General features: G+C 66.7%; 28 protein-coding genes. 14 read left to right on the top strand and 14 right to left on the bottom strand.

What is annotated here, in order from left to right; all coding sequences use genetic code 11:
* Positions 1–63 precede the first annotated feature (63 nt).
* From VXM69_RS03250 to VXM69_RS03225, 6 genes are all read right to left on the bottom strand, one after another.
* On the bottom strand, positions 64–723 hold the full coding sequence (locus VXM69_RS03250) for a response regulator (protein ID WP_034188543.1): 660 nt from the start codon (positions 721–723) through the stop codon (positions 64–66).
* A 314-nt stretch (positions 724–1,037) separates the two neighbouring features.
* Positions 1,038–1,226, bottom strand: a complete 189-nt coding sequence (locus VXM69_RS03245; RefSeq protein WP_034188544.1) for a hypothetical protein — start codon at positions 1,224–1,226, stop codon at positions 1,038–1,040.
* A gap of 122 nt (positions 1,227–1,348) precedes the next feature.
* Positions 1,349–4,426, bottom strand: coding sequence for an ATP-binding protein (locus tag VXM69_RS03240; protein ID WP_367188981.1), 3,078 nt, complete (start codon positions 4,424–4,426; stop codon positions 1,349–1,351).
* A gap of 371 nt (positions 4,427–4,797) precedes the next feature.
* Positions 4,798–5,820 (bottom strand): hypothetical protein, encoded by a 1,023-nt coding sequence (locus VXM69_RS03235; RefSeq protein ID WP_034188546.1) that lies wholly within the window; start codon positions 5,818–5,820, stop codon positions 4,798–4,800.
* Between the two features lie 115 nt (positions 5,821–5,935).
* Positions 5,936–6,763, bottom strand: coding sequence for a hypothetical protein (locus tag VXM69_RS03230; protein WP_034188547.1), 828 nt, complete (start codon positions 6,761–6,763; stop codon positions 5,936–5,938).
* A 121-nt stretch (positions 6,764–6,884) separates the two neighbouring features.
* Positions 6,885–7,472: a tetratricopeptide repeat protein gene (locus tag VXM69_RS03225; RefSeq protein WP_034188548.1), complete on the bottom strand. Its 588-nt coding sequence runs from the start codon at positions 7,470–7,472 to the stop codon at positions 6,885–6,887.
* Positions 7,473–7,829: 357 nt separating this feature from the next.
* Between VXM69_RS03225 and VXM69_RS03220 the strand changes: the two genes are divergently transcribed.
* From VXM69_RS03220 to atsR, 3 genes are read left to right on the top strand one after another with little or no spacing between them, the layout of a single operon-like run.
* Positions 7,830–8,702 (top strand): helix-turn-helix domain-containing protein, encoded by an 873-nt coding sequence (locus VXM69_RS03220; protein WP_034188549.1) that lies wholly within the window; start codon positions 7,830–7,832, stop codon positions 8,700–8,702.
* A 48-nt stretch (positions 8,703–8,750) separates the two neighbouring features.
* Complete coding sequence (locus tag VXM69_RS03215; protein ID WP_367188980.1) at positions 8,751–9,254, top strand: molybdopterin-dependent oxidoreductase; 504 nt, start codon at positions 8,751–8,753, stop codon at positions 9,252–9,254.
* Positions 9,255–9,267: 13 nt separating this feature from the next.
* Complete coding sequence (gene atsR / locus VXM69_RS03210; RefSeq protein ID WP_367188979.1) at positions 9,268–11,088, top strand: hybrid sensor histidine kinase/response regulator AtsR; 1,821 nt, start codon at positions 9,268–9,270, stop codon at positions 11,086–11,088.
* Positions 11,089–11,118: 30 nt separating this feature from the next.
* Here atsR and VXM69_RS03205 read toward each other — a convergent pair whose 3' ends face one another.
* Together VXM69_RS03205 and VXM69_RS03200 are read right to left on the bottom strand one after the other, a co-directional pair.
* Complete coding sequence (locus VXM69_RS03205) at positions 11,119–11,538, bottom strand: secondary thiamine-phosphate synthase enzyme YjbQ (protein WP_034188617.1); 420 nt, start codon at positions 11,536–11,538, stop codon at positions 11,119–11,121.
* A gap of 10 nt (positions 11,539–11,548) precedes the next feature.
* Positions 11,549–11,875 carry a thioredoxin family protein gene (locus VXM69_RS03200; protein WP_059559975.1) on the bottom strand — a complete coding sequence of 109 codons (327 nt, stop codon included), beginning with the start codon at positions 11,873–11,875 and terminating at the stop codon, positions 11,549–11,551.
* A gap of 226 nt (positions 11,876–12,101) precedes the next feature.
* On the opposite strand from VXM69_RS03200, the gene VXM69_RS03195 reads away from it, so the two are divergent.
* The gene (locus VXM69_RS03195) at positions 12,102–12,803 is read left to right on the top strand and encodes a flavin reductase family protein (RefSeq protein ID WP_367188978.1); all 702 of its coding nucleotides are present in this window, start codon (positions 12,102–12,104) and stop codon (positions 12,801–12,803) included.
* A 135-nt stretch (positions 12,804–12,938) separates the two neighbouring features.
* Here the strand turns inward: VXM69_RS03195 and gcvA are convergent, their stop codons facing one another.
* Positions 12,939–13,871 (bottom strand): transcriptional regulator GcvA, encoded by a 933-nt coding sequence (gcvA, locus tag VXM69_RS03190; RefSeq protein WP_034188554.1) that lies wholly within the window; start codon positions 13,869–13,871, stop codon positions 12,939–12,941.
* 138 nt (positions 13,872–14,009) lie between these two features.
* On the opposite strand from gcvA, the gene VXM69_RS03185 reads away from it, so the two are divergent.
* Positions 14,010–15,212 (top strand): MFS transporter, encoded by a 1,203-nt coding sequence (locus VXM69_RS03185; protein ID WP_034188555.1) that lies wholly within the window; start codon positions 14,010–14,012, stop codon positions 15,210–15,212.
* 14 nt (positions 15,213–15,226) lie between these two features.
* Positions 15,227–16,123 (top strand): oxidoreductase, encoded by an 897-nt coding sequence (locus VXM69_RS03180; RefSeq protein ID WP_034188618.1) that lies wholly within the window; start codon positions 15,227–15,229, stop codon positions 16,121–16,123.
* Positions 16,124–16,307: 184 nt separating this feature from the next.
* Here VXM69_RS03180 and VXM69_RS03175 read toward each other — a convergent pair whose 3' ends face one another.
* Positions 16,308–16,880, bottom strand: a complete 573-nt coding sequence (locus VXM69_RS03175) for a YbhB/YbcL family Raf kinase inhibitor-like protein (protein WP_343726386.1) — start codon at positions 16,878–16,880, stop codon at positions 16,308–16,310.
* 473 nt (positions 16,881–17,353) lie between these two features.
* Here VXM69_RS03175 and VXM69_RS03170 point away from each other — a divergent pair, with 473 nt between their 5' ends.
* From VXM69_RS03170 to VXM69_RS03150, 5 genes are all read left to right on the top strand, one after another.
* Positions 17,354–17,686, top strand: a complete 333-nt coding sequence (locus VXM69_RS03170) for a DUF2322 family protein (RefSeq protein ID WP_034188557.1) — start codon at positions 17,354–17,356, stop codon at positions 17,684–17,686.
* Between the two features lie 70 nt (positions 17,687–17,756).
* The gene (locus VXM69_RS03165) at positions 17,757–18,635 is read left to right on the top strand and encodes a hypothetical protein (RefSeq protein WP_367188977.1); all 879 of its coding nucleotides are present in this window, start codon (positions 17,757–17,759) and stop codon (positions 18,633–18,635) included.
* A gap of 130 nt (positions 18,636–18,765) precedes the next feature.
* Positions 18,766–19,398, top strand: coding sequence for a LysE family translocator (locus tag VXM69_RS03160; RefSeq protein ID WP_034188558.1), 633 nt, complete (start codon positions 18,766–18,768; stop codon positions 19,396–19,398).
* A 323-nt stretch (positions 19,399–19,721) separates the two neighbouring features.
* Complete coding sequence (locus VXM69_RS03155) at positions 19,722–19,886, top strand: hypothetical protein (protein WP_367189220.1); 165 nt, start codon at positions 19,722–19,724, stop codon at positions 19,884–19,886.
* Complete coding sequence (locus tag VXM69_RS03150; RefSeq protein ID WP_069704391.1) at positions 19,850–20,137, top strand: helix-turn-helix domain-containing protein; 288 nt, start codon at positions 19,850–19,852, stop codon at positions 20,135–20,137. Before VXM69_RS03155 ends, VXM69_RS03150 begins: the two co-directional genes overlap by 37 nt.
* Positions 20,138–20,233: 96 nt before the next feature.
* Here VXM69_RS03150 and VXM69_RS03145 read toward each other — a convergent pair whose 3' ends face one another.
* The 3 genes from VXM69_RS03145 to VXM69_RS03135 all read right to left on the bottom strand — a co-directional run bounded on the left by VXM69_RS03145 (position 20,234) and on the right by VXM69_RS03135 (position 22,296).
* On the bottom strand, positions 20,234–20,905 hold the full coding sequence (locus tag VXM69_RS03145; protein WP_059559988.1) for a YebB family permuted papain-like enzyme: 672 nt from the start codon (positions 20,903–20,905) through the stop codon (positions 20,234–20,236).
* Between the two features lie 144 nt (positions 20,906–21,049).
* The gene (locus VXM69_RS03140) at positions 21,050–21,619 is read right to left on the bottom strand and encodes a hypothetical protein (RefSeq protein WP_367188976.1); all 570 of its coding nucleotides are present in this window, start codon (positions 21,617–21,619) and stop codon (positions 21,050–21,052) included.
* Positions 21,620–21,837: 218 nt separating this feature from the next.
* Positions 21,838–22,296 (bottom strand): Lrp/AsnC family transcriptional regulator, encoded by a 459-nt coding sequence (locus tag VXM69_RS03135; RefSeq protein ID WP_034188562.1) that lies wholly within the window; start codon positions 22,294–22,296, stop codon positions 21,838–21,840.
* Positions 22,297–22,422: 126 nt separating this feature from the next.
* Here VXM69_RS03135 and VXM69_RS03130 point away from each other — a divergent pair, with 126 nt between their 5' ends.
* The 3 genes from VXM69_RS03130 to surE all read left to right on the top strand — a co-directional run bounded on the left by VXM69_RS03130 (position 22,423) and on the right by surE (position 24,435).
* The gene (locus VXM69_RS03130) at positions 22,423–23,157 is read left to right on the top strand and encodes an AzlC family ABC transporter permease (RefSeq protein WP_367188975.1); all 735 of its coding nucleotides are present in this window, start codon (positions 22,423–22,425) and stop codon (positions 23,155–23,157) included.
* Between the two features lies 1 nt (position 23,158).
* Positions 23,159–23,458: an AzlD family protein gene (locus tag VXM69_RS03125; RefSeq protein ID WP_226252075.1), complete on the top strand. Its 300-nt coding sequence runs from the start codon at positions 23,159–23,161 to the stop codon at positions 23,456–23,458.
* Between the two features lie 197 nt (positions 23,459–23,655).
* A complete protein-coding gene (gene surE / locus VXM69_RS03120; protein ID WP_367188974.1) occupies positions 23,656–24,435 on the top strand; it encodes a 5'/3'-nucleotidase SurE in 780 nt (259 codons plus the stop codon).
* Positions 24,436–24,492: 57 nt separating this feature from the next.
* On the opposite strand, the gene VXM69_RS03115 is transcribed toward surE, so the two are convergent.
* Positions 24,493–25,314, bottom strand: a complete 822-nt coding sequence (locus VXM69_RS03115; protein ID WP_226252040.1) for an SDR family NAD(P)-dependent oxidoreductase — start codon at positions 25,312–25,314, stop codon at positions 24,493–24,495.
* Between the last annotated feature and the right edge of the window lie 138 nt (positions 25,315–25,452).

Below are 25,452 nucleotides of genomic sequence, written 5' to 3'. Positions count from 1 at the left end.
TCTCGGCGTCGGCACCGCGTCGTGCGCCGTCCGGGTCACTCGGTAGTGTCCGACGGACACCGTCTATGCACTGGCCTCGGGCAATTCGGGCAGCTGGCCCTCGCTCGCGTAGCGAATCAGATCGGCGTCGCGAACGATACCGAGCTTCTTCATGGCACTCGATTTCTGCGAACTGATCGTCTGCTTGCTGCGGTGAAGCTGGACGGCGATCTCGCCGACCGTCAGGCCGGCGCCGTAAAGCCGCACGACTTCGATCTCGCGGGCGGTCAAGGTGCGGACACCCGCCGACGGCTGGCAGTCCTCCAGCAGCCTCTTGACGAACGGAGACAGATAATTGGCCCCGACGAAGGCCGCATGCACCGCGCCCACCAGATGCGAAATCGCATCGGACTTGCTCAGGATGCACCCGACGCCCTGCTTCTGAATCGCGAGCAGCACGCTCGGGTTGTCGATCATCGTGATCGTCACGAGGCGAAGCGCCGGATAACGACGCTGCAGAAAGGACAGCAATGACAGACCGTCGCCATACTTGCCGCCGGGCATCACATAGTCGACGACGAGCACGTCGCTCTGCTGCTCGTCGAGCATCGCCACGAGGTCGGTCGAATTCGAGACAGTGCCGAGCAGCTTGATCGTGCTGCTGCCCGCGAGCGCCTGCGACATCCCGAGCGCGGACGAAGGATGATCGTCCGCCACCATCACCCGCACAAAAAATTCATCCATCTCTACTTTTCTCCCGATACACGCGGCCCGACGTGCGATGTTGTGCGACGCGCCGGAGCTCGAATCGATCCCGCAACACGATCGCGTTGCGGCATCCAGCGAACCGGGCGGTGCGCAGCGCAATTTTAAGATAATAGACGGCTGTACGATCAAGCGTGGCGGTCTGTCGACACACATGCCCATCTCGCCGGCTGGCGCGCGCACCACGACATTGCGGTATGAACCGTCGACAGTCCGCCGCCCACGCCCGTCCGATCGGCGGCGCCCCCACGCCGTCGATCCATCCCGTCCCGCCGAGCGGCCGAAGCCGCTCCCTAGTGCTTGACCACGGTTTCGTCCGGCTCGCCGGGCTCGTCATCCACGGCGTGCTGCCACTCGGTGACGGCCCGCCGCTTTTGCGACGGCGACATCATCATGAATTCGTTCAGCTTCATCAGGAAATGCCGTCTGGATTTCTCTGGCAACGTCGCGAATCCAAGTAGCAGCCCGAACACCTTTCCCATATAGCGCACGGCCTTACCCTTCCTTCTTCAGTCGAAATCACGCGGCATTGAAGCAATGCGGCGTGTCTGCCTTCCCTGTTCTGACGCAGGCGATCTGCGTCGCCCTCGCGCCGCCTCTTTTTTTACCGTCCGGGCCAGTGCATCGTCGCAGCAGCCATGACGCCCGAAGCAGGCCGCTTGTCCGCCGCGCCCGCGGGGAGTGTGATCCCGCGCCGCCGCGCGACGCGGGCGAGGCCGCGGCGCAGGTCGGCCAGCGTCACCGGCTTGGTCAACACGTACGCGACGTTCGATGCCGCGTAGCGCCGGGCATTGTCGGGCGCCAGATACGATGCCACGACGATCATGTCGCACGGCAACGCGCGCGCATGAACGGCTTCGACCAGTTCCCGGACCGACATGTCGGGCAAGTCGGCACCGAGCAGCAGCACGTCCCACATGCCGCTCTCGAGCGTGTCGAGCGCCGCGCCGCCGGACGACACACACCGGACCGTGCAACCGAGCACATCCAGCTGCTCGCGGAAAATCGACCCGTTGACCGCCGCATCGTCTGCGACCAGCACACGCGGCACACGCGTACTGGAAGCCGGCGACGCCGACTGCCCGAAATCGGGCGCGCACCCCGGCCCGCGCGGCGACTCGGCGGTAGCGACTCGCGCCTGCGCGATCGCCATGCGCAGCCCGTTCAGCGAATAACTCGACACGCGGATCGTGCGGCCCGCGACGTCCGGCTGCAGCGGGCCGTCCGGCGTCGCCAGCACGACCGGCGTACCGCCGCCGAGGCTGTCGAGCTCCTCGCGCCGCCATTGGTCGGAATCGCCGAAGAGCACGATCGCGTGTGCACGCGCGAGGCACCCGGCGGCAATCCCGATCGGACTCGGATGCATCGCGACGTCGAACCCCCATGCACGCAGATGCGGAAAGGCAAACGCACGCCACGCGTCCTCCGGCGACACGACGATCAGCGTCCGGCCGGCACCCGCGCTGGCCGGGGATTTCGGCGCAATGCCCGTGTGCAGCGGCAAGCGCACGGTGAACAGGCTGCCGACGCCCGGCGCGCTGTCGACCGCAATCGTCCCGCCCATCGCCGCGACCAGCCGGTCGCACAGCGCGAGCCCGAGCCCCGTGCCGCCATAGCGCCGCGTGATCGACGCATCGACCTGCGAGAACGCCTTGAACAGCTTGCCCTGTTGCGCAGGGTCGATCCCGATGCCGGTATCCTCGATGCCGATGGCGATCTCGGGCGCGCCGCGCGCATTTCGCCCGACCGCCACGCGCGCGACGATGCGCCCGGCGCTCGTGAACTTGATCGCGTTGCTCAGCAGGTTGCCGACCACCTGCGCGAGCCGCGTCGGATCGCCGCGCATGCGCTGCGCGCCGCTCGCATCGATATCGGCGAACAGCGGCAACCCTTTTGCCTTCGCGACCGACGCGAATGCCGCGAGCTCGCGCTCGATCACCGCGATCACGTCGAACTCGATCGACTCGACCGACATCGCGCCGGCTTCGATCTTCGAGAAATCGAGCACGTCGCTGACGATCGCGAGCAGCCCTTCGGCCGACGCGCGCAGCGTCCGCACGCGGCCTTGCTGCGAGGCATCGAGCGCCGTGCGCTCGAGCAGCTCGAGGTTGCCGAGGATCACGTTCAGCGGCGTGCGGATCTCATGACTCGTCGCGGCGAGAAACGACGACTTGGCCGCATTCGCCGAATCGGCCGCGCGCACCGCTTCCTCGAGCTGATGAACGAGGCGGCACTGCGCGCTCATGTCGGCGAACGTCGCGATCAGCACGTCCTCGCCTTGATAACGCGCGCCGTGCGCGATGATCTCCAGGTGCAGCGGCGTATCGCCGCGTGCGTCGAGCACGAGTTCGGTCGTCATCGTCCGGCCGGCCCCGCCGTTCGCGACGAACGCGTCGTACTTCTCGAGTGCCAGCGCGGACAGCGCATGGTAATCGCCTTCATGCGGCAGCAGCATCTGCTTGAGCGCGTCGCTCGCGAGCATCACGCGCCGGTCGGACAACGACACGAGGCCGATGCCGACCGGCGCCATCGCGATCACGCTGCGGCACAGCGCCTCGCTGTCGAACACGCGGGCCGAGCGTGCATACACCGGCACAAGCACGCGCCGGTGGAAACGCACGAGCAGCAGCCACATCACGATGATCGCAACGAGGGTCGACGCCGCGAGCCCGCCGGCCTGCACGCCGATGCCGGCCAGCACGTCGGCCCACGACAGCACATAGGCGATCGTCCAGCCGGTTGCCGCGAGCTTGCTGCTGAACACGATCGCGCCGTCGCGAAAGAGCGGCTCGGCGGACACCCTTCCACGATGCGCGACATCGAGGCTCAGCAAGCGCTCGCTCAGGGCGTTCGTGCGTGCGACGTCCGGATCGATCGCGATCAGCCGGTTGTCCGCCGACGTGATGAAGAACGTGCCGGCCAAGCCCCGTCCGGGCAGCCACGACAGCAGGTAGTCGGGTGCGTATTCGGTGACCAGCACCGCGAACGGCTGGCCGGCGGCGCGCGCCTCGGCAGCGACGCGGATGCGCATCTGCCCGGTGACGGGGTTGACGTAGGGCGGCAGCCAGCGGACGTTCGGCCGACCGTCGTTCGGCGCCGGCGGCGAGCCGTCGAAATCGATGCGCAGCGCATCGAATACTTGCGCACGCGCGTCGGCCGACGCCAGTGCCGGATTGTCGCGCGCCAGGTGTGGCACCAGGCCGAAGACGCCCGTGCGCGTACTGTAGTGGTACCCCTCGAGCGTACGCCCGCGATTGAGCGAACTCGCCGCGCAGATGCGCGACAGCATGAACGACAGCGCGAGATAACGAGCGACCTCGTCGCGCCGCGCGGTTTGCCCCGGCACGCCGACCACGAGCGACGGATACGGCTTGATCGCCAGCTGCTGGCCGTCGGCGAAGAACGCGTTCACGACCTCGGCCGGCGCCGCGCCGATCTCCCGCCAGATGAGTTGCGTATTCGTGACGCCGTTGCGGAACGACGTCTCGGCCACCTGCACCTCGTCCGCGGCTTCCTCGACACCGTTCAGGAAATTGCGCCGCTCGCCGTCCAGATGGCCGTAGACGATCGACGTGATCCCGAGCCCGCAGGCGATCAGGATCAGGATCGTGACGACGATGCCGCCCCCGAACATCGAAATGCTCTGGTAGCGGCGAATGGACTGAAGCGTGCTGTATGGCATGGCTCGATGTGACGGAGCCCGGAACGCGGACCTGCGGCAAATCCCGGCCGGCCGGACGTCACGATGGAAACATTCGGGACGGTAAGGTCCCGATCATGCCTAACGACACCACGAAAATCAGGTGTGCATTATCCTTTTAGTACACGTCCTATTTGTTTTAATGATTGTTTTGAACTTGAACGAGAATCGGCGGTGGAATCGCGTGTCGCGCACCGCGCCGTTCGGACCCGTCGCTTCGGCGAATCGCCTCAGGTCCGTCCACAATGAAATACCGCCGGCGAGCCGGCGGCAAAAAGATGCGTCAACGAATCTCGTGACGCACCGAGGCACCCGATTCGACCCGCGCGGGACTTCCCGGCAGGATCGCCCGCTCAGTTCTGGGTGAGCGGATTCAGCGTCGTGCACAGGAAGCCCGTGCAGTTCTTCGGCGTGAAATAGAACGACGCCATCACCGGCGCGGGCGAGCCGAGCGCGAGATCGCTCAGATACGCGCTGCCCTGCGCGCCGAATGTGTTCGCCTGCTGAACGAAGCTGGCGCCGGTCGACTGGATCGCGGCCGACTGGTACGTGAAGGTCGGCGACTGCGTCTGGTCCTTCACGTAGACCCACGAGATCGCCGTACCGAATGCCATCGCGCCCTTCGCGCGATAACCCTTCGCCCCCTCGCTGTTGGCCTGTGCGATGAAGTCGCCGACCGTCGACGTCGGCGCCAGCGCGTCGTACGTATAGGTCGCGTTCGACGCGTTGTTCTTCATGTACACGTTCGCCTGCGCGGTGCCCACCGCCATCGGGCCAAGGAACCAGTAGCCCGACTGGCCCTGTCCGTTCGCCTGCGCGAGGAATGCGTTGGCGTCGGCGGGCAGGCCCGTCGCCGTGTACGTGTAGGTGGCCGACGAGCCGCCGTCCTTGCGATAGAGGTCGCCGTACGTGAGCGGCCCTTCGTAGCGGTAGCCGCTCGCCCCTTGCGCGTTGGCCGCGTTCACGAAGGACGTCATGTCGGCCGGCGCCGTCTGCAACTGGTACGTGTAGGTCTGCGCGGTGCCGTCGTTCACGAAGATCGACTGCGACCCGCCGTTGCTCGCATTGTAGAAATAGTCGCCCAGATATCGATAGCCTTTTGCGCCCTCGTTGTTGACCAGCGTCAGGAAGCTCGCCCGATCCGCCGCGACCGGCTGTGCCTCGTAGCGCCACGTCAGCGTACCGCCGCCGGAGCCGCCCGAACCACCGCTTCCCGCCCCGCCGCCGCCCGTCCCGCCGGAGCCGGTGCCCGTGCCACCGCTGCCGCCGTTGTTGCTCGTGCCCGATCCGCCGGACGATGCAGGCGCGGAAGTGTCGTCGCCGCCGCAAGCGGTCAGCGCCAGGCAAGTCAATGCGATCAATGCAACGGTTTTCATCGGAATCACCTTCTGAACGAACAGGACGAACGAAGCCGTTACGCACGGATCACGCCGCGCGCACGGACCATCCGCATCGGGATTGGGCCGGCGGCCAACCACCGGCCCGGGAACGTCAGTTGACCTGCAGCTGGCCGCCGCGGCCGAGGCCGCCCTTCACGTCCTGCGCCTTGTAGCTGCGCAGCGCCACGACCATCTTGTTGTACGCGTCGATGAACGCGACGACCGTCGCCTTGCCTTCCGGCGTCGACGAGAACCCGGCGAGCGCACCGCCCACGCCGCCGCCGAATCCGCCCAGCGCCGCACCGTAGTTGGTCGCCGTCGAGCTGCCTTCCGACGCCGCGATCTGCACGGCCGAGCGCACGTCGAACAGCGTCAGCGTCACGACCGACGCCTTCGTCTGCAGGTGGCCGGCCACCGCCGCCACCGCGCTGTTGCCGATTAGCCCGCCGATCATGCTGCCGATGCCGCCGATCGGCGAATCGTTGATCACGATCTGCGGCTCCATGTAGTAGTCGGCCGCGACACGCTGGCCCTTCTGTTGCTTCGAGCCCGCGCGGTATTCGCCCGAGTTGCGCTGCAGCTGCGTGATGCGCGACAGGCGCGCGTCGCTCTTCTGGTTGCCGATCGACGTGATCACGAAGCAGTTCGACTGCTGCACGGCCAGGCGCAGCAGTGGATCGATCGTCGTCATCTTGGTCGCGCTACCGAACGGGCCCCACCAGTCGGCGTTGCGGCCGTCGTCGACGGCGATCGTGCCGAGCGGCGACGCACAGCGCTGCAGCTGCGAATCCGCGCCCGCGCTCGCGCCGCCTGCCGCGGCACCCGTCACGCCGGCGTTCTGTCCGCCGGGCGTCACCACGCCGCCGCAACCCGCGACGGACGCGCCAAGCGCTGCAACCAGCGCACCTTGAGTGAGACGTTGGGAAAGGTTGGTCTTCATGTCGTTGTCGATCGATTAGAGTCGTTGTTCGGCTTATGTGTTCGTGCGAACTTCGATAAGCCCCCCGGCGTGGCGCGCGATGGTGGTCTCCCCGCTGCTGCCCCCGTTGCCTGATGCGCGGTCAGTAGTACCAGTACGTCTGCTGCCAGACGCCGTAGTACGGATAGCCCGAGTACCAGTAGCCGTAATAGACGTCACGCCACTGCGTGCGCCACTTCCAGTCTTCTTCGTCTTCCTTCTTGGCCTTGCGCGCGAGATCGAGCAGCTTTTTCGATTCCTTGTCGCCGCGGCCGGCCGCGATCGACAGCCACTTCTCCGCTTCGCGCGCGTCGGAGCCCATTTCCTCGAGGCCGAACAGGTAGAAACTGCCGAGCGCCTTCTGCGCCTGCAGGTCGCCGCGCTCGGCGGCCTCGCGCATCCACTTGAGCGCCTGATAGCTGTCCTGGCGCACGCCGTCGCCGCGGAAATAACGCAGGCCGAGGTCGTAGGCAGCCTTCGGCTGGGTCTTCGCGGTCTGCTTCAGCGCGGCGATACGCGGATCTTCCCGGTCTTCCGCATCGTCCTTCTTCTGATAGGACACCTGATCTTTCGGGCGATCGGAACACCCGGTGTCGTCGCAGATCCGTACCGTGTTGCCGGTGACGGACGGGTCCTGCGCGCACGCGGCCAGCAGCAACAGCAGCCCCGGAGCGAGTAAACGGCGATACATTGGTACAGTCCTCAGTTTTATTGGCGCCGCAATTCTTCGAGCCATCCCACCCCGTGAGCTCGTACCTGGTTGCGTGCGGCGCAACGGATACAATCCGCCAACGCCGACACGCAGTCCAAGGCTCTCTCAGGTTCTCTCTTGGAATTGTTCCGTCACCATTTCATGGCTGCCGCTTTTCGCTGTACCGGCTATCCCGGCATCGATCTCCAAACATGACGCGGCAAACAATAGTGACGTGGTGAGCAATAATAATGGAGAAAAATGGCATGTCAAGGTCATTCGCTTTTTCAAAGTTTGCGTGACACGTCAGTTTTGCTATGCTCTCCCTCGCCCAAAACCCTTCGAGACCCCATCGAGATGTCCACCACCGAGCAGGCCAATGTCGATCTCATCACCGCGAACAAGGTGCGCGATCTACTGAACCGGAACGGCATTCCGCCGCGTAGCCACAACACGACGATCGCCAACGTGCTCGGCCTGAGCTTCTCGGTCGTCACGCGCAAGATGAAAGGCCTGATCCCGTGGAACCTGTCGCAGCTGCAGGACATCGCGACGCACTTCGGCGTGCCGCCCGCGATCCTGCTCGACGACAAGGGCACGCAGCCGGCCGCCGCCGAGATGATCGACGCGACGTTCGTGATCGAATCGAGGCGCTTCCGCTGCCGCGCCGCGATCTCGACGAAGGCCAGCAGCCAGATCGAGACGGATTTCGTCGCGCTGCAGTGGCAGGGCGAATGGATCGTGACCGAGCGCCAGCACGCGCGCGAGGGCCGCACCTATCCGGTCGACGTGATCGAGCTGCGCTCGACCCAGCCGAACGTCTACGCGGCGCGGATCGCCGTGGTCGACGATTCGCAGGATGTCGCCGAGACGGTGTGTGAATATTTCATCGAGAAAGGCGTGAACGCGATTCCGTACTTCGACGGCGCGACGTTCCGCAAGGCGCTGGAAGTCGAGGATTTCGACGGCTACATCCTCGACTGGATGCTCGGCGACCAGACGGCCGCCGAACTCGTGCGCGGCATCCGTTCGAGCGAGAACAGCGGCGCGCCGATCTTCCTGCTGACCGGCAAGATCTCGACCGGCGAAGCCAGCGAGGACGAAATCGCGCACATCGTGTCGCACTACAACGCGCGCTGCGAGGAAAAGCCGGTGCGCCTGCCGATCCTGTTCGCCGAAGTGGCGCGCGAACTGAAGATCACGCTGCCGGCCGTGGCCGCCGCGAACTGAGTCCCGAACCACAAACCACGACACGAACCACGAGACCGAGGGCACGACATGCGCATTTCAACCATCTGGATCAAGAGCCTGCTGACGGCCTGCCTGTTCGGCATGGCCGCCTCGGCATGGGCGGCTTCGTCGTTTACGTTCACCGTCGACGGCAGGATCAGCAAGAGCAACCAGCAGGGGAAGATGACCTACGTCTTTTCCGAGCAGGCGCTGATGGCGCTGCCGCAGCATACGATCGTCACGTCGACGAGCTGGACGCCGAAGTCGACCTTCACCGGCCCGCGCCTGTCGGACGTGCTGAAGACCGTCGGCGCGCATGGCACGCAGATCGAATTCCGCTGCATCGACGAGTACACGTTCACGATTCCCGTGTCGGATGCCGACAAGTACGGCGTGATCCTCGCGCGGACGATGAACGGCAAGGTGCTCGGCAACGACAACTACGGCCCGCTGTGGATCATGTATCCGCGCGACCAGTATCCCGACGAACTGAAGACGCCGCTCGGCGAGGCCAAGTTCGCGTGGCAGATCATCGGCCTGACCGTGAAGTGAGTTCGACCGCGACATGAAACGCCGGCGGTGGAAAAACAGAAAGATCATCCTGGTCCTCGGCTCGCTGTGGATCATGGGGTTCGCCGCGTGGGCGTTCCTGCTGTGGGACCTGCTCGCGACCTCGGTCAACGAGGGCGTGCTCGAAGGGCCGCGCGAAGGCGTGTTCTGGACCGCCGCGCAATACCGCAACGTCTATACGCGATTCGACCGGCAACTGATCCTCTACGCGACACGCGAGGACGACGACTTCGATCACGTGCGGATGCAGCTCGACAGCCTGTCGGTGTCGTTCGGGTTCCTGCAGCGGCCGTCCGAAGTATCCGAATACTGGCTGCGCATTCCGCGCGCGCGCAACGAGATCGACGCGCTCGGTGAATTCATGACGCGCCTGAAGCAGGAAGTGCCGCCGCTGCGCGACACGCCGAAGAACGCGCGGCAGGTGATCGACGAAGTCAATGCATACTGGCCGAAGGTCAACGGCCTCGCGAACTACTTCCGCGCGATCGAGATGGCACAACGCGATTTCACGTTCCATCAGCTGAAGGAAAAGCAGCGTGCGATCCTGATCCTCGGCATCGTGCTCGGCGTGATCCTGTGCGCACTGTTCCTGCTGCTGTTCTACACGATGCGCACGCGCGACGACCTGCTCGAACGGCAAAACGCGGCGCTCGACGCCGAGCGCAAGGCCTCCGACCGCGCGTTCGAGATGATCGAGGCGAAGAACGCGTTCCTCGGGATGGTCAGCCACGAGCTGCGCACGCCGCTGCAGGCCATCTGCGGGTCGATCGAGATCCTGCTCGCGCGCCCGCAGTCCGACGCGAACCTGAAGACGATCCGGCGGCTGCAGAATTCCGCGCTGTCGCTCGAAGCACTCGTCAAGGACCTCACCGACTACATCAAGCTGCGCTCGACGAAACGCCTGGCCGAACTGGATACCGTCGGAATCGCGCCGCTGCTCGCCGAAGCGATCGAACCGTTGCGCGAGAAGATCCTGGCCAAGCGGATCACGGTCGAACAGCGGATCGAGCCGCCGGGTCTCGCGATCCGCTCCGATCGCAAGCTGCTGCGGCAGGTGCTGTCGAACCTGATCGAGAACTCGGTCAAGTACACGCACGGCGGATCGATCAAGGTGTCGATCACGCTCGCCGACACGCCGGCCGGCCAGCAGGTGAAGATCGCCGTGCACGACACGGGCGCCGGCATCGCGAAGCAACACCTGTCGAAGATCTTCGAGCCGTTCTATCGCGCGAACGACGCGGTCGGGCTGCATGTGGACGGGATCGGCATGGGGCTCGCGGTCGTGCGCGAAATCGTGACGACGCTGCGCGGGCATGTGGACGTGCGCAGCGTGGTCGGCGAAGGCAGCGTGTTCGTCGTGACGCTGCCGGCCGAAGTGCCGGGCATCGACACGGCCGGCCACGCGGCCGGCGACGTGCCCGCACTGCCGCCCGCGATCGCGCTCCGCGACCGGCGCGCGCTGGTGGTCGACGACAACGACAACGCGCGCGAAACGCTTGGCGCGATGCTATCGGCCCTCGGCATCGAGGCCGAACTGTGCGGCACCGGGCAGGAAGGCGTCGCACGCTTCGGCACGGGCCGCTACGACATCGTCGTGCTCGATCTCGAACTGCCGGACCTGAGCGGCTTCGAGGTCGCGCGGCGCATTCGCGCGGCGGCGGAACCCGACCACGACGGCCGCCATCCGGCGATCCTCGGCGTCAGCGCATATGAGTCGGCCGCGCTGCGCGAGAACAAGCAGGTGTTCGATGCATTCCTGCCGAAACCCGTCCATTTGCGCGAGCTCGGCACGCTCGTCGAGAAGCTGCTCGCCTGAGCAGGCGCATCGCCCGTTCCCCGTTCCCGCCTACTCGCCGATCAGATGCAGCACGATATCGCGCCGGTGCGCCGCGCGGCGATGCTCGAACAGGTAGATCCCCTGCCACGTGCCGAGCACCATGCGCCCGTGCTCGACCGGAATCGACAGCTGCACCTGCGTGAGCGCCGTGCGCAGATGCGCGGGCATGTCGTCCGCGCCTTCGGTGTCGTGCTCGTAGCGCGTGTCGTCCTCGGGCGCGAGCGTCGCGAAATAGCGTTCGATGTCGCGCCGCACCGACGGATCGGCATTCTCCTGGATCAGCAGCGACGCCGATGTATGGCGGCAGAACACGGTGACGAGGCCGGTGCGGATCGCCTGCTGGTCGACGAACGCGCGCACCTGCGGCGTGAATTCGACGAGGCCGCCGCCGCGCGTGTCGACGCCGATGTGCGTGAGGGCCTGTTGCATCTCGGCCACCTCAGACCAGCGCGGCGAAGCCGTCGGCTTCGATCTGTTTCGCGTCGGCGGGGCGCACGACGCGCGCGACCTCGACGCCGTCGCGCAGGAAGACGAGGGTCGGCCACAGCTTCACGCCGAACGAGCGGCCGAGCGGGCGGCCCGGGCCATCCTCGATCTTCAGGTGCCGCACCGCAGGATGCGCGGAGAACGACGCGGCGATCGCGGGCTGCGCGCCTGCGCAGATCCCGCACCAGTTCGCGCCGAATTCGATGACGGTTGCGCCGCCCAGTGCGTCGACTTCCGCGCGCGTCGGCGCATTGGCGGTGTAGCGTTGTTCGGTGTCCATCGGGCCCTCGTGTGCGTTGGCGGAACGGGGCCGCGCCCGCGAGCGTGGTGCGGCGGTCGCGGCCGACGATTTCCTACTCTAGCGGAAAAGCGCGCGCGATGCCGGCCGGCCCGTCGCGGCGCCCACGCCGCCTGCGCTCTTCCGGAATGACACGACAAGATTCGGAGCGCCGCGCCGCCGCGACCGGATCAGCATGCGGACTGATCCGTCAACGAGGGCACCCGCCATGAATGCGCCGCATTGCGTCACCGAACCGAACATCCTCTATTTCGGCACGCCCGTCGTGCTGGTCAGCACGCTGAACGAAAACGGCACGCCCAATCTCGCGCCGATCTCGTCCGCGTTCTGGCTCGGCTGGCGCGGCGTGATCGGCATCGCCGCCAGCTCGCAGACCACCCGCAACCTGTTGCGCACCGGCGAATGCGTGCTGAACCTGCCGTCGTCGGCGCAGGCGGACGCGGTCGACCGGATCGCGCGCACGACGGGCACGTATCCGGTGCCCGACGGCAAACGCGCGAAAGGCTACGTATTCGAACCCGACAAGTTCGGCACGGCCGGGCTCACCGCAGCCGCGTCGCAAACCGTCGCGCCGCCGCGCGCGCTCGAATGCCCGGTGCACATGGAAGCGGTCGTCGCGGCCGCGCACGGGATCGGCGACGAGGCGCCGGACCTGCGCGGCCATATCCGCGTGTTCGAGTTGCGCATCCAGCGCGTGCACGCGCATCCCGACCTGCTGATGGACGGCCATGCGGACCGCATCGATCCGGACAAGTGGTCGCCGCTGATCATGAGCTTCCAGAAGTTCTACGGGCTGGCGCCGCGGCAGGTGCATGCGTCGCGGCTCGCGGAGATTCCGGAGCGCGCGTATCGCAGCCCCGACATCGAGCGTTCGCGTGAAGCGGGCATGTTGACCGGCGCCGGACGGTAACGAAACGCCCGGCGCAATGGCAGCGAAGCCGGCGCTTCGTCGTGCCTCCACCGGCGGTATCGACGCGGCTGCGCCGCCCCCGCACCGCCGGCCCTGTGCATCGCCGTGCCGATCGCGCGGACCGACACCGCGAGCCTATCCCGCCTCTCGGCTCGCCACGCCTTCCATCCATCGCTCGAACGCGGACACCGCGGCATCGTCGGCACGATCGGCGCTCGTCACCAGCATGTAGTCGTCAGCACGCCATACGGGCGACGCGATCGGACACACGAGGCGCCCCTCGGCGAGATCGCGCCCGATCAGCGGCAACGACGCCAGGGCCACGCCGAGCCCCTCGACGGCCGCGCCGAGCTGAAGATTCACATGATCGAATTCGACATGACGCGCGGCGCGCAGATCGGAAGCACCCGCCTCCTGCAACCAGTGCGACCAGGCGGAGCGCGTCGTGGCCGAATGCAGCAGGGTGTGATGGCGCAGGTCGGCCACGCTTTGTATCGGATGCCGGCGCAGCAACGCGGGATTGCAGGCCGGCACGCGCAGGTCGGGCATCAGCGGACGCGATACGACGCCCGCGCCCTGCTCGGGACCGGAACGGACCCCGATATCGAAAGCGTCGGCGACATAGCGCAACTTGCGCGATGTCGTCGATACCCTGACGTCGATGTCGGGGTACCGCGAATGGAAATCGGCGAGCCGCGGCAGCAGCCAGCACAGCGCAAAGCTCATCGGCACATTCACCCGCACGACGCCCGATATCCGGTGCTTGAACGTGTCGTGGCGCAGCCGCCCCACCGCGGTACCGAGGCGCTCGAACACGTGGCTGACGTCATTCAGCAGCGCGGCTCCTTCGTCGGTCAGCACGACACCGCGCGGACGACGGTCGAACAACGGCAGGCCGAACCAGTCCTCCAGCAGCCTGATCTGCTTGCCTACGGCCCAGTGGGTGACATGCAGCTCCAGCGCCGCCCCCGCGAAGCTGCCGTGCCGCGCGACCGCGTCGAACGCGCGCAGCGCATTGAGCGGGGGCAACTCGCCCCGGTGCTTCGCCGTGTCCTGGTTGTCGTTCATGACGTGACTTTTTCTCTCTGTTGACGCAATTTTAGTTCAATTGAAATGGCCGCTACCTCAACCATAAAATTGACACTTCGAGCGCGAAAGCGAAGCCACGAACGGCTTCCACCGACCGCTCGCACGGAGCGAACGACGATGCGCCTGCCGGATTTTTCCCCGCCCATGATGCGGGAGACCGCGTCACCCCGACGGCGCGTGCTGTGGCTGTCGTGCCTTGCGCACGCCACGCACGATGGCTATACGGACATGATCTACGCGTTGCTGCCCGTGTGGCAGTCGGAATTCGGGCTCGACTTTGCGGCCCTGGCGATCCTGCGCGGCGTCTATGCCGGCACGATGGCGACGCTGCAGTTGTCGGCGGGGCGCCTCGCGCAACACCTGGGCAGCCGCACGACCCTCGCATTCGGCACGCTGCTCGCCGCGCTCGGCTATGCGCTCGCGGGCCTGTCGGGCGGCCTGCTCGGTCTGGGCGTGGCGCTGGCGATTTCGGGCGGCGGATCCAGCACGCAGCATCCGATCGCATCGGGCGCCGTGTCCCGCCTCTATGGACGCGACGCGAGAGGCCCGCTCAGCATCTACAACTTCGCCGGCGATCTGGGGAAATCCGCACTGCCGGCCGCCATTTCGCTGCTCGTGACCCTGATGCCGTGGCGTCACGCGCTATGGATCGTCGCCGGATTGGGCTGCGTCGTGGCCGCCGTCATCGCGCTCTGGTTTCCCGCCGTGCCGCGTGGCGCCGACAAGACGGCGGCCAAAGGGCAGGCGTCCGCTCAACGCAGCGGCACCGGCGGAAGCGGATTCACCACGCTGTTTTCCATCGGCGTGCTCGATACGGCGGTACGCATGGGACTGCTTACCTTTCTGCCTTTCCTGCTCAAGGCAAAGGGTGTCTCGCCGCAACTGCTGGGAACGGCGCTTGCACTCGTTTTCATAGGCGGTGCGGCCGGCAAATTCATGTGCGGCTGGCTGGGCGCGCGCCTGGGTATGGTCAGGACGGTGCTGCTCACGGAGGGCGGTACGGCCGCGTGCATCGTCGCGGTGATGTATCTCCCGTTGGCACTTACCATGGTGCTGCTGCCGATTCTGGGTATGATGCTCAATGGTACTTCGTCGGTGCTGTACGGAACCGTTCCGGAGATGTCCGCACCCGAGCGTACCGAGCGCGCATTCGCGATTTTCTACACGGGGACGATCGCATCGGGCGCGATCTCGCCCGTTCTCTACGGTTTCCTGGGCGACAGGATCGGTGTGCATGGCGCCACGTATGCGACCGCGTTGACCGCCCTCGCGATCTTTCCGCTCGCCCTCGCACTGCGCCCGCATCTGGCGGATGACTGAACAGGATGAACACCATGACGAACGCTGACTCCCCGACCGTCGCACTCGTCGGTCCGGGCGCAATCGGAACGACCGTCGCCGCGGCCCTTCACGAAGCCGGCCGCACACCGGTGATCTGCGGCCGCTCGGCCCACGCGCAGCTGAAGCTGCGCTTCGACGGCGGCGAGATCGTCGTGCCCGGGCCCGTCCTGACCGATCCGCACGCGGTCAAGGAGCGGTTCGATCTCGTGTTCGTTGCGGTGAAGTCGACGCAGATAGCGAGCGCGGCACCCTGGGTCTCCGCGCTATGCGATGCGAATACCGTCGTCTGCGTGCTGCAAAACGGCGTCGAGCAAAAAGCCGCGTTCGCGCCGTACGCGGCCGGCGCCACGGTCGTGCCGTCGGTCGTCTGGTTTCCGGCGCAGCGCGAATCGGGCGCATCGGTGTGGCTGCGGGGCAAGCCTCGGCTCACGCTGCCCGATACGCCGGCGAGCAACGTGGTGGTCGCCGCGTTGCACGGCACGCGCTGCTCGCCGGAGGTCGCGGAGGATTTCATCTCGCTCGCGTGGCGCAAGCTTTTGCAGAACGCAGTAGCGGGACTGATGGTGCTGACCGGTCGCCGCGCCGGCATGTACGCGCGCGGCGACATCACCGCACTGTCGCTCGCCTACCTGCGGGAATGTCTCGAGGTCGCGCGGGCCGAAGGTGCGAAGCTGGGTGATGAAGTGCCGCAGGAAATCGTCGATGGACTGCATGGCTATCCGCCGGACTTGGGTACGTCCATCCTGGCCGACCGGCAGGGCAACCATCCGCTCGAATGGGACTGCCGGAACGGCGTCGTGCAGCGATACGGACGAACGCACGGCATTCCGACGCCGATCAGCGATCTGGTCGTGCCGCTTCTCGCCGCCGCCAGCGATGGTCCGGGCTAGTCGCAAGGAAACCCAAGCGCATCCGATCGACGCGCGACTCCCCGCCTGACCGGTCATGACATTCGGCCGCAAGTCACTGGCTCGCGCCGCACTGATTCTCGTCAGCAGCGAAGGGCGCTTCGTCAACGGCATGAACCGGAATGCCGACGGCGGGATGCGCTGCGATGACCTCCCGCCACGACGCTCACTCCGCCGCTCGGTGATACATCGCAACGTAGCGAGCCCGTGCAATCACTTTTCCGTGCATCTGGTATGCAACGAGAGCCGGGCTCGACGTGGCGTTCACGTCGATACCTGGAACCGAGAGCGCCGACGCCGTGACGACGTATCGGTGCGACTCTCCCTGAGGCGGGCAAGGCCCGCCGTATTTCGCCGTCCCGAAATCGGTCAGCGTTTCGACGGCGCCTGCAGGCATCCGCTTCGGATTGCCGGACGCGCCCTTTTCGATCGACGCTTCCGACGCCGGAATATTGACGACGCCCCAATGCGTCCAGCCCAGCCCGCCCGTCGGGGCATCGGGGTCGTGAATGGTCACGACGATGCTCTTCGTTCCGCGAGGAAGATAGGACCACGAAATGCGCGGCGAGACGTTTTCGCCATGGCAGCCAAATCCGCCGTAGACCTGTTCGTTCCCGAACCGGCCATGGTTCAGGTCATCGACTTTGACGGAGAACGTTCCCGCGACGGCGATTGTCGGCACGATCGACAAGAGCATCGCGGAGCAGAGGGTCGATCGCGAAAGGGAATTGAATGTCATGGTGTGCTCCGTTGAAAAGGAGGGCGTTTCCGCGGCTGGCAAAAACGATCCAGCCGAACGAAGCGCGCGGGTTGCCGGCTTCCTTGCGGCAGATACGCCGGGTTGAAACATGAAACAAGCGTTGTACAACCGGCGTTGACGCAAATTGTAGATTTGGATTCCCAACGTCGGTAGCGTCGCCCACGCGTTCACCATGTTGTCTTGATAGCAACAATTGACGACGGGCATGTCTTGAGATTGCGATCGCGACCGTCACGCTGAAGTGGCGGCGGCGCGAGAAGCAGGCATCGCAAACCGGCCGACTGCGTCTCGCGGAGCATTCGCGCGTGCCCGCAATCGGCCGCCGTGCGCGTCTATGACCGGATGATCCGACTCTGTGCGAATCGCCCGGTTGCGTCGAAGAATGCATCCCGGCGAATCAGATAACATACGGGCCGCCACCTTTCCACGATCAAACCGACGGAGCGTTTTCAGTGATTCAACCGACCCCTGTATTCAAGGACAACCTCGCGCAACTGCCGGCCATCGACGGTATCGCACGCATCGATCTCGCCGGCGCGAACGGCGACGTCGTCGCGACCATCGAGAACCAGCCGGGCAAGCAGGGCTCGCTCGCGGTGTACCACTATCTGCAGCAGGCATTCGGCACGCTCGACGCGAAAGCGGCCGAGCATGGCCTCGCCGTGTTCGCCGAACACACGGCCGACGCACGCAACCGCCCGGGCGCGCACCCGAACGTCGATCGTCTGCTGGCGATCGTCGACGGCGGCGAAGCGCTGCGCATCGACGTCGTCGCGAAGGACTGAGTCGTTGGCGGCACGCGTGCGGAACACCGCAATCGTCGCATCCGTATCAGCTTCTCCGGAAACCGCTCGCGTGTCGCGCTTCGGTGCGCTGGCCTCGGGCCGCCGTTTCGCGACGGCAACCACGATCGCCACTGTTGCCTGGGCCGCGCTCGGCGGCACGGCATCGGCCGCCCCGCCGCGGACGGCGTCCGATATTGCCGGCGCATCGCTCGTGCCGCTCGGCGTGCTGCCGCATTCACCCGAGAACGGTTCGCTCGATCCGTTTTGCACGCGATATCGCGCGAATGCGACCACCGCGGCCGGCCGCGAAGTCGCGAAGCGCGACTGGATCGTGACGTCCGAGGCGCCGCTCGGGCGCTACACGGTCGTCACGTTCTCGAGCGGCTTCGGCGCCGGCACGAGCGCGATCTGCTTCGCGCGCAACGGCAACATCGGCGTATTCGACGGCACGACGCTCGTCGCGCTCGGCTATACCGCGCGCAAGGCCGGCTGGCAGCTCGGCTCGGTCGATCGGCTGGAAAACGGCGCGCTGCTGATCTGGGGCGGCGACGGCCCGGCACCGCCCGTCGGCGAGCTGCATGAAGAGAACGGCGGCCTGCGCTTGACCGGCGTCGCCGCCGAAAGCACGCACTGCGGCGGCCGCGCGGTCGTGCCGAACGTGTACGGCAAGCCGCTCGACGCGGCACGCAGGATCCTGATCGCGCATGGCTGGCAACCGCTGCCCCCGCGCGAGAAGCCGGAAGCCACGGATGGCGCGGCAACGCTCGCGAAGCACGGCATCATCGAAGCCGAAGCGTGTTCGGGCACCGGGATGGGGTATTGCGCGCTGCGCTACCGGAATGCGGCCGGCGTGCTCGGCGTGACGACGGTCGGCGGCGAGCCGGACAAGCCTTCGGCGAATACCGTGATCGACTACCAGGTCGCGTGTCGCAAGCAGGGGGCGCGCTGATCGCGCGAGCATGATGCCTGTGTCATGCGATCCACACCGTCCGGCCATCGTCCGTTCGCTCGATTGACCGCGCTCACGTGCCCTCCTAAACTGACCTCCCTTTTACGCCGCACCGACAAAAGGGACTGCCATGATCGACTTCTCCACGCTCGCGCTGTTCTCCGGCGCATGTCTCGCGCTGACGGCCACGCCCGGCCCCGACATGCTGCTGATCGCGTCCCGCAGCGTGAGCCAGGGCCGGCGTGCAGGCTTCGCGACGCTCGCGGGCATTCAGGCCGGCACCTACTGCCACGCGCTCGCGGCCGCGCTGGGCTTGTCGCAGCTTTTTGTCGCAGTGCCGCTCGCGTATGACGCCGTGCGCTTCGCAGGCGCCGCGTATCTGCTGTATCTCGCGTGGAAGACCTTCCGTTCGGATGCGACCGCGCTGTCGCCCGTCGCGTCGCCACGCCGCCACTCGACCGCGACGATCTTTCGTCAGGGCCTGACGACGAATCTGCTGAATCCGAAGATGGCGTTGTTCGTGCTCGCGCTGTTTCCGCAGTTCGTGCGCCCCGAGCACGGTTCGATCGCCGCGCAGATTCTCGTGCTCGCGACGGTATTGAACCTGATCGGGCTCGTCGTGAACGGCGCGGTCATTCTCTCCGCGAGCCGGCTGAGCCGGCGGATCGGCGCGCGCCGCCGGCCGTCGAAGCTGCCTCAGTATCTGCTTGGGTCGGTGTTCGTCGGGCTGGCGGCACGGCTTGCGGTGGCAGGGCGAAACTAACTCCGTCATCCGGCCGTGGTGCCTGCCCCACCCTGACACCGGATCGCGTACTTGCCGGACCCGAATTTCCTGAAAGCCGTCGGGTCCGAACGCCGTCTCCGCTATCTCCGACCGCTGCAACAAGGTCTCGAACGTTCCCTCACCGCTGACCAACCGCCTGTACCCGCATCCGCGGTCGGTCACTGTTCTCGCGAATACATAACATATTTGTTACCGTGTTGAATCATGCTTGTGAGATTCGCTTCTTCAATGAGCGTGTCGAGGTTGGGGTAGCGTCGTTGCCCGCGACCTTGCTTGCCCGGATCCTTGCACTCGCCGACCGCATGGCGCAGTACGGCCCGAATCTGGGCGAGCCCCACACCCGACCGATGGGAAACGGGCTGTACGAAATGCGATTGAAGGGCGCGGAAGGAACTGGAAACCGCCCGTCGTCGATTGAAGGAGGTTCGAGATGGCAACGTATAAGGAACTGCGCGAGCGTGCGTTGACCGCTCCCGAGGTGCGCGCCGAATACGAACGGCTGAATCGCGAAGAATTCGCGCTGCTCGACGCGATGCTGGCGGCTCGGCGAGCGGCCGGCTTGTCGCAAGCCGACGTGGCGGAACGGATGGGCACGAAAGCGCCCGCCATTACCCGGCTCGAACGAGCGCTCGCGACGGGCCGGCACTCCCCGTCCATCGATACGCTGCGCAAGTATGCGGCGGCTTGCGGCAAGCAGCTCGTCATCTCGTTTGCCTGAGTCACGCGCCCGCGACACGATCGATTTCTCCTGCCCTCCTTCAAGCCCTGCATCGCGTCAGCGGACGCGCCGCCGATTCCGTATCGCACTTGCCCGTCAATCGGCCCCGCACCCGCGCGTATCCGCCACCACCCGCAACGCGCCGCTCTCGAGCAAGCTCGCCGGCGTCACCGTGCGGCGGCGCCACGGGATTCGCCCGAAATACCAGATTTTCCAGAAGCCGAGCGGATGATCGGGATTCCGGCGCAGCAGCATGTCGAAGGTCTCGACGTCGCCGAGCACGATCCGCGTCGCATCGCGCACGACTTCGTGCACGAACCGCGAGCAGAACTGCCGGCGCGACGCGAGATTGAAACCCGTGTCGTAGACCACGCCGATCCGGCGCATCGCCGCGTCGACGAGCCGGCGTCGCTGCGCGGCGTCGAGCGGCTGCTTGAGCCGCGCGATCACGCATGCGCCGCGATCGGAACGCGCGAGAAACCGCGACATCGTCGTGACGCGCGACAGCGGGAACGTGCTCTCCGCGATCAGCGTTTCACCGCCGCGCGCGCCGACCACGATGCCGACGTGATTCGTCCATGAGCGCGTGGCGCTCGCTACCTCGAGGAACGGCCGCACGGTCACACGAATGAACACGATGTCGCCGATCTCCGGTTCGACCGGCAACGACACATCACGCGTTTCGGGAGAACCGACGAAGAAGAGACGCCGCCGGCCCGCGCCGGGCGAGCGGATCATGAGCGGCTGGCGGCCGGTGTCGACGACCATACGGACCTCGCGCGAGTGGTGATGGCGCGAGCATGTCAGCAGCGGCCGGGCTTCGCATCCGCTTCCTGTGCGAGGGCGGATATTCGCGCCGCCCGGTGGCGGATTCCGATACCGGCGTGAAGCGGCGCGCGGGCGCCGCGGCCTTCAGCGCGTCGCGCCCAGCGCCACGCGCAGCCGCTCCATCAACTGCGTGTAGTGGCGCAGCACGTCGTCCCTCGGCACGACATTCGCCGTCGCGAAACGGTCGGACCACGCGGGCTTCCACTCGTATGAACCGTGCACGCTGCGATCGCCGTCGGGCGCCTGGATCAGCGAGCGGATCCGCGCGTCGCGGCCCGGGCCCGTATGCACGTCGAACAGCGCGTGGATGTACGTGTGATAGGCGTCGTACACGTCGTCGTCGAACAGGTAGCGGTAGATGTGGAACGTGCGGTCGAGCTCGCGCTTCGCACGGATCACGTCGTCCGGCGAGATGTCCTTCCAGTAGCCGATCCACGTGTAGAAGCACAGCAGCACGTTGAGCTGAGGCGCAACGGCGTCGTACAGCGCGAGCCGCTTCTCGATCAGCCGCTGGTTGGTCCACTGCACGAGTTCGAGCCGCTTCAGCCGGCGCGCGACGAGCCAGCCGAGACACGCGACCGACAACGGCGTCAGCACGCCGAGCACGAGCTTGACGATTTCCAGCGAATTCCACGGATTGTTGATTGGCTGCATGAATGGCCCGACAAGAAGAAACGCATTCACGGCAACGCATGTCCGGCGCGCAGCGCCGCGTGCCCGATCGCGTCAACATTGACCGTTAGTTGCTTGCACATCGAACGTCGCATCACCGCGCCGGCGAGACGGGCGATGCGGCCTGCGTCGCCAGTTTATCCGGCGATTGTCACTGCGCAATGACCATTCGTCGACGGGCACCGTGCGCCCGCGTCGCGCTACGTCGGCAGCGCCGACGTGAGCTTGATCTTCTGCATCGGAATGTCGGTCTTCACGCTGAGCACGCCGGGAATGCGCGTGAGGGTTTCCATCTGGAAGCGCCGGTAGTCGTCGATGTCGGCCGCGACGACGCGCAGCAGGAAATCGCAATCGCCGGCCATCAGGTGGCATTCGACGACTTCCGGCATCTGCTGGACGGCCTCCGAGAAACGGTTCACCGATTCCGCGTCCTGCCCCTTCAGCCACACCCGCGTGAAGATCGTCAGCCCCTTGCCGACCTTCGCGGGATTCAGCACGGCCACGTATTTCTCGATCACACCGGCTTCCTCGAGAAGCCGCACGCGCCGCAGGCACGGCGACGGCGACAGCCCGACCTCGTGCGCGAGTTCCACGTTCTGCATGCGGCCGTCGCGCTGCAGCGCGCTCAGGATGCGGCGATCGATAGCGTCAAGTTTCATTTGGCATCCGATTCCAAAAAATACTCACATCGCGCGTTCAATGCCAAATTCTGAGGAAAATTTGGCCACAACGCAACCCGATTCGAGTCAAAAAAGCAGACAATCCCTCCCCCCGAAGGAGGAGTCATGAGCAGTAGCGTTTCAACGTCGTCCGGGCTTCGCGACAAGCCCGCCTATGTCGCCGAGATGGGTCGCGGATTGCGCGCGGCGCTGCCCGTCATGCTGGGTTTCGTGCCGTTCGCGCTCGTGCTGGGCGCGCAGGCCGCGCAGAAAGGGCTGAGCCTGTTCGAGGTGCCGATGATGACGGGCCTCAATTTCGGCGGCGGCTCCGAATTCGCGGCGATCCATCTGTGGACGTCGCCGCCGCACATCGCGCTGATCGTCGCGATGTCGTTCCTCGTGAATTCGCGCCACATCCTGATGGGCGCCGCCTTCACGCCGTACATCCGGCGCCTGCCGCGCCGCCGTGCGTTCGTCGCGCTGTTCTTCATGTGCGACGAGAGCTGGGCGATGTCGCTCGCCGACGCGAGGGCGCGCTCGGCCACGCACATCAGCGTGCCCTATTACGCGGGCATCTGCATGGGGCTCTACCTGACGTGGATCTCGATGACGACGCTCGGCGCGGCCGTCGGCCCGACGATCGGCAACGTCGAGCAGTACGGCTTCGACATGGCGTTCACCGCCGTGTTTCTGGTGCTGCTGCGCGGCATGTGGAAAGGGATGCGTGCGAGCCGGCCGTGGTTCGTGAGCCTCGTCGTCGCGGCGGCCACGCACCTCGCCGTGCCCGGCGCCTGGTACGTCGCGGCAGGCGCATGCGCAGGGCTGATCGCCGCGCTGCTGTGGGAGCCGCGCGATGCCTGAGCTGCCGGATTTCAGTACCGTCGCGACGATCGTGCTGATGGCGTCGACGACCTATCTGTCGCGCATCCTCGGCTACGTGATGCTGCGCAACCGCACGCTGAGCCCGCGAATGGCGTCGGTGATGGAGAACGTGCCCGGCTGCGTGCTGATCTCGGTGATCGCGCCGGCCTTCGTGTCGACGCGCCCCGCCGACCTGCTCGCGCTCGCGATCACGCTCGCCGCGGCGACGCGCCTGTCGATCCTGCCGACCGTGATCGTCGGCGTCGTGTCGGCCGGCCTGCTGCGGCACCTGCTCGGCTGAACGGTGCCGGGCCGCCGCGCCGGCCCCCCTCCAACGACGAACGGGCGCGCGATGCGCCCGTTTTCACGTCCGCGCCGGCGTGCGGCGAGCGCGTGACACGACGCTCCTCACGCCGGAGTGCTAGCCTTGTCGCTTGCGCCACGCTGGCGCGGCGCCGTACGCCCCTGTCATTACCCATCTCCGCGAGGATCGTCCCGATGCAAGAAGCCCGCCCGCTGTTCGACCGTGTCCTGCTCACCAACGACGACGGATTCGACGCCCCCGGCCTGGCAGTACTCGAACAGGTCGCCACGCAACTGGCACGCGAAGTGTGGATCGTCGCGCCGGCGGAAGACCAGAGCGGCACGTCGCATTCGCTGAGCCTGCACGAACCGCTGCGCGTGCATCGCAAGGGCGAGCGCCGCTTCGCGGTGCGCGGCACGCCCGGCGATTGCGTCGCGATCGCGGTCAGCCACCTGATGAAGGATGCGCGGCCCGACGTCGTGCTGTCCGGCGTGAATCGCGGCGCGAACCTCGGCACCGAAACGGTGTTTTCCGGCACGGTCGGCGCGGCGATGACGAGCATGCTCGTCGGCGTGCCGGCCATCGCGCTGAGCCAGGCCTTCGTCGATCGCAACGCGGTGCCATGGAACACGGCGCTCACGCACGCGCCGGACGTCATTCGCCGGCTCGTCGCCGCCGGCTGGGACAGCGATGCGTGCCTCAACGTGAATTTCCCGGCGCGGCCGGCCGACGACGTGCGCGGCCTGAAGGTGACGAACCAGGGCGCCGGCACGCTGCAGGGTGTCGAGATCGTGTCGGGGCGCGATCCGCGCGAGATCGACTATCACTGGCTGAAGCTCGCGCGAGCGCCGCGCGACGACGACGCGGATTCGGAAACCGTCTCGCTCGGCGAAGGGTATGTCGCCGTCACGCCGCTGAAGTTCGAGCGCACGCACGATCAGGCGCTCGCGCGGCTGCGGTCCAGTCTCGGCTGATCGTCCGCGCCTCCCGAAGGCCCCGGCGGTCGCGCGCGACACGCGCGCGTCACCGCGTCACGTCAGGTTCAACCCGCCGTCGAGCATCACGATCTCGCCCGTCACGTAATCGGACGCGACGAGCATCGCGACCGTCTGCGCGATGTCGTCCGGCGCCGCCGGGCGGCGCATCGGCGCGCGCTCGCGCCACAGCTGCTGCGCTTCCGTCCAGTCGGCGGTCAGCGGCGTATCGACGAGCCCCGGCGCGACCGCATTGACGCGGATCGCCGGCGCGAGCGTCCGCGCGAGCAGCCGTGTGGTGTGATTGAGCGCGGCCTTCGCGGCCGCATACGGAATCGACGCGCCCTTCGGCCGCACGCCCGCATGCGAGCTGACGTTCACGACGCACCCGGCTCGCCCGTGCGACGCTGCTTCGCGCAGCGCGGCCTCCGCTTCGGCGACGAGCCGGAACGGCGCGATCACGTTGATCTCATGCATCTCGCGCCACACGTCGGGCGTGGCCGCCGCGAGGTCGTCATGCGGAATCACGCGGCTGACGCCCGCGTTGTTGACGAGCACGTCGAGCCGGCCGTGCACGGCCAGCGCGTCGCGGATCAATCGCACGCGCTCGGTATCGTCCGCGAGATCGGCCTGCACGTAGGCCCCGCCGAGTTCGCGCGCCATCGCACGCCCGGTGTCGGCCGAACTGCGCGAATGCAGGATCACCGCGTAGCCGTCCGCCGCCAGGCGGCGCGCGACGGCCGCGCCGATCCCCGACGTCGAGCCGGTGACGAGCGCGACCGGCCGGTGCAGGCGCGACGCGCGCGGCGCGGCGGCGGTTTCGGTTTCGGGGGCCGTCTCGGCAATCGGGGCAGACATCGGCGGAAGCGGCGCATCCATGGCGGGGAACCCTGTCAGTGGCGTTCCCGCATCATAAGCGCGACGGGGCATAGAACCGAAGCGCAATCGATCCGCCCCCACGCGCGTGCCGGCCGCGCCAGCCGGTGAGCGGGCGGCACGACCGGCAGCGCCCCATGG

The sequence above is a fragment of the Burkholderia sp. Ed8 genome (assembly GCF_040761425.1).
In the GTDB taxonomy this organism is placed as follows: domain Bacteria; phylum Pseudomonadota; class Gammaproteobacteria; order Burkholderiales; family Burkholderiaceae; genus Burkholderia; species Burkholderia seminalis.
The sequence above is the reverse complement of the archived record's forward strand: the minus strand, read 5'-3'. Positions and strand labels throughout refer to the sequence as shown.